This is a genomic window from Scytonema hofmannii PCC 7110 (assembly GCF_000346485.2).
GTDB lineage: Bacteria > Cyanobacteriota > Cyanobacteriia > Cyanobacteriales > Nostocaceae > Scytonema > Scytonema hofmannii.
Genome location: NZ_KQ976354.1, coordinates 3,662,631 through 3,670,102 on the forward strand (window position 1 = coordinate 3,662,631; position 7,472 = coordinate 3,670,102).

Consider the following 7,472-nt stretch of genomic DNA (forward strand, 5'->3'; position numbering starts at 1 on the left):
CATGACTAACAGCATTGTTGAATTCATTTGTCACCTGAGCAACTTGAGTATTAACCTGGAGATCGATGGCGATCGCCTGCGTTGTCGCGCACCTGAAGGAGCTTTAACACCAATGCTGCGCCAAGAAATAGCTGGGCGTAAAACAGAAATTATGCTGTTTTTACAGCAAGCAAAGCAGGTAAAAGCTACTCATCAATTACCCATTCAAAGAGTGCCACGAGATGCGGAGTTACCGCTATCATTTGCCCAGCAGCGACTCTGGTTTGTCCAACAACTCTCACCGGACAATGATTCTTACAATATGTTGGAGGCATTGCGGCTGGATGGTGCGCTCAATATAGTGGCACTGGAGCAGAGCCTCAATGAACTTGTCCGCCGCCACGAGGTCTTAAGAACCACTTTTCCCACGTTAGACGGAAAACCTATCCAAAAAATTGCCCCAGATACTGCCGTAACTTTGCCCATCCATGACTTACAGGAGCTGTCAACCCAGGAACAAACTGCCCAAATTCGACAAATGGCGGAGTCTCTTGCATCTGCGTCCTTCGATTTGGCGGTTGAACCACTGGTACAATTCACCCTACTCCAACTGAGTCACAAGGAGTATGTACTGCTGTTGAAGATGCACCACATCATCTATGATGGCTGGTCTTTAAACATCTTCTTTAGTGAATTATCTCAGTTATATGCAGCTTTTACCCAAGGATTGCCCAACCCACTACCCGAACTACCCATCCAGTATGCTGATTTTGCCTTTTGGCAACGCCAGTGGTTAACAGGCTCAGTCCTAGAACGCCAACTTAATTACTGGCAACAACAGTTAGCAGATGTTCCAAACGTACTAGAACTGCCTCCCGATAAACCGCGTCCCCCAATCCAAACCTTCCAGGGTGGAGCTAAGTCTTTTGTGCTCGATCGCGACCTCACGCAACGCCTCCAGCAATTGAGTCAGGAGTCGGACGCAACATTATTTATGACCCTACTGGCAGGTTTTTTCGTTTTAATTTCTCGCTATAGCGGTCAGCCAGATATTGTTGTGGGATCGCCCATCGCCAACCGCAACAGCCCCCAAATTGAGAAGTTAATGGGGTTTTTTGCAAATACTCTAGCATTAAGAGGCAATCTTTCTGACAACCCCAGCTTTACTGACTTTTTGGCACAAGTGCGGCAAACCACTTTATCAGCCTATGCCCACCAAGACTTACCCTTTGAAATGTTGGTGGAAAAGCTACAGCCAGAGCGAGATTTGAGCCGCAACCCTTTGGTGCAGGTGATGTTTTCCCTCCAGAATGCACCCCAGTCTTCTGGCAATTTATCAGGGTTAAATATCCAGAACCTGCCCTTGCCCATTGATGTCAGAGCTAGGTTTGACCTGGAGGTGAACTACTGGGAAGTCCCTTCTGGTTTAGAGGGCGTTTGGTGTTATAATACCGATTTATTTGAGGCAACCACAATTGCACGCATAGCCCAACATTTTCAAACTTTACTCAAAGCAATTGTGGCTAATCCAAAAGTGCGAATTTCAGAATTACCACTGTTGACTCCAGCACAGCGTCATCAATTGTTAGTGGAGTGGAACGATACTCAAGTAGATTATCCCCACGACAAGTGTATCCATCAGTTGTTTGAGCAACAGGTAGCGCGTACTCCAGATGCCGTGGCAGTGGTGTATGAAAACGAACAATTAACTTATCATGAATTGAATTGCCGTGCGAACCAGTTGGCACACCACTTACGTTCTTTGGGTGTCGAAGCAGATGTACTAGTTGGGTTGTGCGTCGAGCGATCGATAAACGCGATTGTGGGAATGTTAGGCATTCTCAAGGCGGGTGGGGCTTATGTGCCGCTTGACCCTGAGTATCCCCAAGAGCGTTTGAGCTTTATGCTTCGTGATGCTCAAATTTCCGTGTTGTTGACAGTGCGATCGCTCGTTCACAAATTGCCAGAGCATACTGCACAAGTGGTTTGTTTGGATACTGACTGGCACTTAATTGAGCAATGCAGTCAGGATAATGCGATGGCATTTGTACAAGCAACTCACTTGGCTTATGTAATTTATACCTCTGGTTCTACAGGTCAGCCTAAAGGAGTTGAAGTTGTACACCGTGGTGTGAATCGTCTGTTGTTTGGCGTCAACTACGTTCATCTCGATGCTACACAAACATTTCTTCAACTAGCCCCAATTTCTTTTGATGCGTCTACATTCGAGATTTGGGGAGCTTTGCTACATGGTGCAAAATGCGTTCTTTCCTGTGGATCGATTCCCACATCTCAAAAGCTGCGCGAGGAAATCCACAAACATGGCATTACTGTTGTATGGCTGACGGCAGCATTGTTTAACTCCATCATTGACGATGACCCACAGGCATTATCAGGAATTAAACAGCTACTCATTGGTGGGGAAGCACTTTCAGTAGCACACGTCCGGAAAGCTTTAGAAAATCTGCCATTGACACAAATTATTAATGGATATGGACCGACAGAATGCACAACCTTTACTTGTTGTCACCCTATCCCCAGACAGATTGAGGCAAATATAGAATCAATCCCCATTGGTCGCCCTATTGGCAATACACAAGTCTACATCTTAGACGCATATCTGCAACCAGTTCCCGTTGGCGTACCAGGAGAATTGCATATTGCTGGTGCGGGTTTAGCACGCGGCTATCTCAACCGACCGGAGTTAACCAATGAAAAATTTATTCCCAATCCTTTTGAAGTAGGAGAGAGTAAATTATATAAAACTGGGGATTTAGCGCGTTATTTACCTAATGGTAACATCGAATACTTAGGACGCATTGATAACCAAGTAAAAATTCGAGGCTTCCGCATCGAGTTGGGAGAGATTGAAGCCGTACTCAATCAACACGATCGCGTGCAGGTCTCTTGCGTCATTGTCCGCGAAGATAGCCCTGGTGAGAAGCGGTTAGTTGCTTACGTAGTACCGCACAAACAGGAGACACTTACCACAAGCGAAATCCGTGAGTTTCTCAGCAATAAACTGCCTGGGTACATGATAGCAAATGCTTTTGTCATCCTGGAGTCCCTACCACTGACACAAAATGGTAAGATAGATCGCCATGCCTTGCAAGCTCCTTCCCACATCAGTGACTCTGACAGATTTATTGAAGCACGCAACCAATTAGAGTTGAAACTAGTGCAAATTTGGTCAAAAATTCTGAAAATTGACAAAATTGGGGTACAAGATAACTTTTTCGACCTGGGAGGTCATTCCCTTTTAGCTACCTACTTAATGACTCAAATTAAGCAGCAGTTTGATAAAGATATTTCCTTAACAACTCTTTTCCAAAACCCAACTATTGAACAGTTGGCGATAATTATCCAACAAGATTCGCATGACTCAAATTCTTCTTGTTTGGTAGCCATTCAACCCAATGGAACAAACTTACCTTTCTTCTGCGTTCCAGGTGCAGGAGGTAGACCTTTCTATTTTTATCATTTAGGACGTTATTTAGGAGAGGAACAACCATTATATAGTTTTGAAAACGATCTGTACGAGAAAGTAGGTTCCATCGGTAGTATTGAGGAGGTCGCTAGTATTTACGTTACAGCAATGCAAACAGTTCAGCCACAGGGACCATACTTTTTAGGAGGTCATTCCTATGGGGGAAACGTTGCTTTTGAAATGGCTCAACAGTTGCACAAACAAGGACAAAAAGTTGCTTTGCTAGCAATAATTGATTCTTCAGCACCAACCTATAAAGATAAGCAAATGCTTGTTGATTACCTAAATTGGGAGCATGCGAGGTGGTTAGCGGAAGTGAGCAAAGGCATAGAAATTTACTTAGACAAGGAGGTAGATATTTCCTACGAAACTCTGCAACCCTTGTCGGTAGAGGAGCAACTAAAATACGTTTTACACTATTTCAAAATAGCTAATATGTTAGCTCCAAATGCCGAAACGACTCAACTGACAAATATTGTACAAGCTTATAAAACTAGTTGTTTGTGTCTGGTTGATTATGTACCAAAAGAGCTTTATCCGGGTAAAATAACTATTCTACGTGCTAACGAGGATTTGCCGGACGATCCCAATAGTGAGTTAGCATCTGAAGTTGCCAAAGATTTTTCCTTAGGCTGGAGTGAGTTTTCTACAGAGCCAGTGGATATCCATTTTGTGCTGGGGAATCATGTCTCAATCATGGCGGAACCCCATGTTCAAGTTTTAGCGGAACAGTTAAAGGCTTGTATCCAGAAAGCAAGGGAGTAGGGGGTAGGGACAAGGGGGACAAGGGGGACAAGGGGGACAAGGGGGACAAGGTAGACAAGGAGGACAAATGACAAATGACAAATGACAATAGTTTCTTGATGCAGAAGAATAAACCAACTCCAACATCTCGCTCGAATCGCTATCCTATATAAAAAGTTAATCGGAAAATGACTGAACAATCTTTTAACGATCCTAATTCTCATTTCCAAGCAAATTCTACGGAAGCGGGACGTGCGTTGGAAAAAGAAGCTAATTTACCGCTTACAGGCTGGCAACAGGAAGTTTCTAGAGGACTAGAATTAGGGTTAGAAGCAGCAGAAAGTATACGCGATCGCTCGATTCCTACCTTTTCACGCGGTGAACTTCCCCATTATGCTGGGATTAATACTTTCTTGAAAGCACCGTATTTAGAGGATGTGCGTAGGGTAGGTGAATATGATGTAGCGATCGTTGGTGTTCCCCATGATTCTGGAACGACTTATCGACCGGGGACACGTTTTGGTCCACAAGGTATTCGTCGGATCTCCGCATTATACACCCCCTACAATTTTGAATTTGGTGTAGACTTGCGCGAGCAAATTACTTTATGTGATGTCGGTGACATTTTCACCATTCCAGCTAATAATGAAAAATCCTTTGACCAAATTTCCAAGGGCGTTGCTCATATCTTCAGTTCTGGGGCATTCCCGGTAATTTTGGGAGGGGATCATTCAATTGGTTTTCCTACAGTGCGTGGTGTTTGTCGTCATTTAGGCGATAAAAAAGTAGGCATTATTCACTTCGATCGCCATGTGGATACCCAGGAAACAGATTTAGATGAAAGAATGCATACCTGTCCTTGGTTTCATGCAACAAATATTAAAAATGCCCCAGCAAAAAATCTAGTGCAATTGGGAATTGGTGGCTGGCAAGTGCCGCGCCAAGGTGTTAAAGTTTGTCGAGAAAGGGCAACAAATATCCTCACAGTGACAGATATTACCGAAATGGGCTTAGATGCAGCCGTTGATTTTGCTTTGGAAAGAGCATTAGACGGTACGGATTGTGTTTATATCAGTTTCGATATTGATTGCATTGATGCTGGTTTTGTTCCTGGGACTGGTTGGCCGGAACCCGGTGGTTTATTACCGCGTGAAGCCCTATATTTGTTAGGTAAAATTATCCGAAATGTACCTGTTTGTGGTTTAGAAGTTGTGGAAGTTTCACCTCCTTATGATATTAGTGATATGACATCTTTAATGGCAACACGAGTTATTTGTGATGCCATGGCACATCTAGTTTTATCTGGTCAATTACCACGCAAACAAAAGCCTGCATATATTCATCCTGCTTCCCAACCAGAATTAATTGAGGAATGGAGGTAAATTTTGCACGAAACTGATATGACAAAGGCACTGATTTTAACAGTAAAAGATTGGTGGGAATCTCAACCAGAGCGTCTAGAAATTTCTCAAGTTCACTTAATTATCGGTAAGTTTACTTGCGTTGAACCCGCTAGTTTACAATTTGCTTTTGAAGTCCAAACACGCAATACCTTTTTAGAAAAAGCCAAATTGATCGTTCAAGAAACACCACTGATTGCTTTCTGTCATCGTTGCCAACACGAATATTCACCACAAATTGGTTTGCGGTACGCTTGTCCTGACTGTAATTCTCCAATGGAGGATATTCGTTCGGGTAGAGAGTTGAAAATTGATAAAATAGAGTACGCTTATGCATCAAACATTTGACGCAGCATTAGGAATTAACCTACTTCATGTTAATCAACAAGGTGCTGACCACAACCGAGCACATTTTGATGAATGGGGAATTACTTGTTTCAATATTATGAGTAGCCCTGGTGCTGGAAAAACGGCATTATTAGAACGCACGCTAGAAGCTTTAAGTAATGAGTTAAAAATAGCTGTGATTGAAGGCGACATGACAACTCATTTAGATGCCGAACGTTTAGAAAAATATAATGTTCCTGTATTTGCCATAAATACAGGACGTTCTTGTCATTTAGATTCTAGAATGGTAGCTGGTGGCATTCATCGACTGGAAGATGAATACAATCCTTCAGATTTTGATATAGTTTTGGTAGAAAATGTTGGTAATTTAGTTTGTCCTGCTGAATTTGAAGTAGGAGAACACGCAAAAGTTGCTTTATTAAGTATTACTGAAGGAGAAGATAAACCACTAAAATATCCGATTATGTTTCAAGAAGCAGATTGTTTGCTGATTACAAAAATAGATTTAGCTCCTTATTTAGACATTGATATTAGCCAAATTGAAGCAAACATCCGTCAGATAAATCCTGATGTGGAGATTATTCCTGTTTCTACTAAAACAGGTGAGGGATTAGAAGTTTGGTTAAATTGGCTGCGTATACAGACAAAAGCGAGTCAAATACTTGTCGATTAAACCTAAAAATACGAAAACACGTAGGTTGGGTTGAGGAACGAAACCCAACATTTATCAGCATTCGTTGGGTAACACTCTACCCAACCTCAAATTCCCTTATCCGAGCAGTATTGAAAGTGGTGATTATGGGCGCAATCTCGGGAATCGATCTGGCGATCGCCTTTGGAATAGTGGAGGATAAAAGCGTATGGAGCTATCACAAAATTCGGGTTGGCAACTTGTAACTGTACAGGATTATCAGACTCAAAAAGCAAACGATTGCAATTCCTCTACTTTGACCTATCCACAACGATGAATAGCTACAAAGTAGTTACAGTTGGTAATGATTCTTGATTAACTGTTTGAAATATTTTAACTATCGCTTAACTGTTTTAACGAGTTTAAATTTCCTCTAAACATTAGCTTAAGTGTCTTAACTGTCTTAAATTTCCACTTAAGATTTGCTTAACCGTTTACTCAACTTTTTCAACTACTATTGCATTTGCTTAATAAAGCTGAGATAATTTACAATCATCCAATAAACGTCTAATTTAGAAAAAACCAGAGTAAATTTAATCAAAAATTGAGTTGTTCAACAAAACCATTGTTAGGGAAGCAAGGTTCCAGTCAATATACAACAGCAAGATCAACCACAAACATGGACTCAGGAGCGATCGCCAAAAACCATGAGTACGACAACTAGCCCCAAATATAAAATACTTGCCACTGATAAAGGTGGGATTCGAGGTATTATCCCAATAAGGATTTGAGGCGATCGCAATGGAAGATGGCCTAGTTTCGTTAAGGTGAGTAATTTCTTTCTAAGTTTTGAAAGATATTTGTTTGTTGGTAAAGGCTCCAT

5 protein-coding genes are annotated in these 7,472 nt (G+C 42.1%); 4 read left to right on the top strand and 1 reads right to left on the bottom strand.

Annotated elements, in window-relative coordinates; all coding sequences use genetic code 11:
- Position 1 precedes the first annotated feature (1 nt).
- The 4 genes from WA1_RS15400 (at position 2) to hypB (ending at position 6,631) form a co-directional block, all read left to right on the top strand.
- Positions 2–4,231 (top strand): non-ribosomal peptide synthetase, encoded by a 4,230-nt coding sequence (locus tag WA1_RS15400; protein WP_017742649.1) that lies wholly within the window; start codon positions 2–4, stop codon positions 4,229–4,231.
- A 167-nt stretch (positions 4,232–4,398) separates the two neighbouring features.
- On the top strand, positions 4,399–5,592 hold the full coding sequence (locus tag WA1_RS15405; RefSeq protein WP_017742650.1) for an agmatinase family protein: 1,194 nt from the start codon (positions 4,399–4,401) through the stop codon (positions 5,590–5,592).
- A 3-nt stretch (positions 5,593–5,595) separates the two neighbouring features.
- Complete coding sequence (gene hypA / locus WA1_RS15410) at positions 5,596–5,958, top strand: hydrogenase maturation nickel metallochaperone HypA (RefSeq protein ID WP_272819145.1); 363 nt, start codon at positions 5,596–5,598, stop codon at positions 5,956–5,958.
- On the top strand, positions 5,942–6,631 hold the full coding sequence (gene hypB, locus WA1_RS15415; RefSeq protein WP_017742652.1) for a hydrogenase nickel incorporation protein HypB: 690 nt from the start codon (positions 5,942–5,944) through the stop codon (positions 6,629–6,631). Before hypA ends, hypB begins: the two co-directional genes overlap by 17 nt.
- A gap of 643 nt (positions 6,632–7,274) precedes the next feature.
- Here hypB and WA1_RS55010 read toward each other — a convergent pair.
- Positions 7,275–7,472, bottom strand: a complete 198-nt coding sequence (locus tag WA1_RS55010) for a hypothetical protein (RefSeq protein ID WP_148662695.1) — start codon at positions 7,470–7,472, stop codon at positions 7,275–7,277.

What these genes read in the sequence shown, in the direction of transcription:
- WA1_RS15400 (WP_017742649.1), top strand. Translation starts at nt 2, where the DNA reads ATGACTAACAGCATTGTTGAATTCATTTGTCACCTGAGCAACTTGAGT.
- WA1_RS15405 (WP_017742650.1), top strand. Translation starts at nt 4,399, where the DNA reads ATGACTGAACAATCTTTTAACGATCCTAATTCTCATTTCCAAGCAAAT.
- hypB (WP_017742652.1), top strand. Translation starts at nt 5,942, where the DNA reads ATGCATCAAACATTTGACGCAGCATTAGGAATTAACCTACTTCATGTT.
- WA1_RS55010 (WP_148662695.1), bottom strand. Translation starts at nt 7,472, where the DNA reads ATGGAGCCTTTACCAACAAACAAATATCTTTCAAAACTTAGAAAGAAA.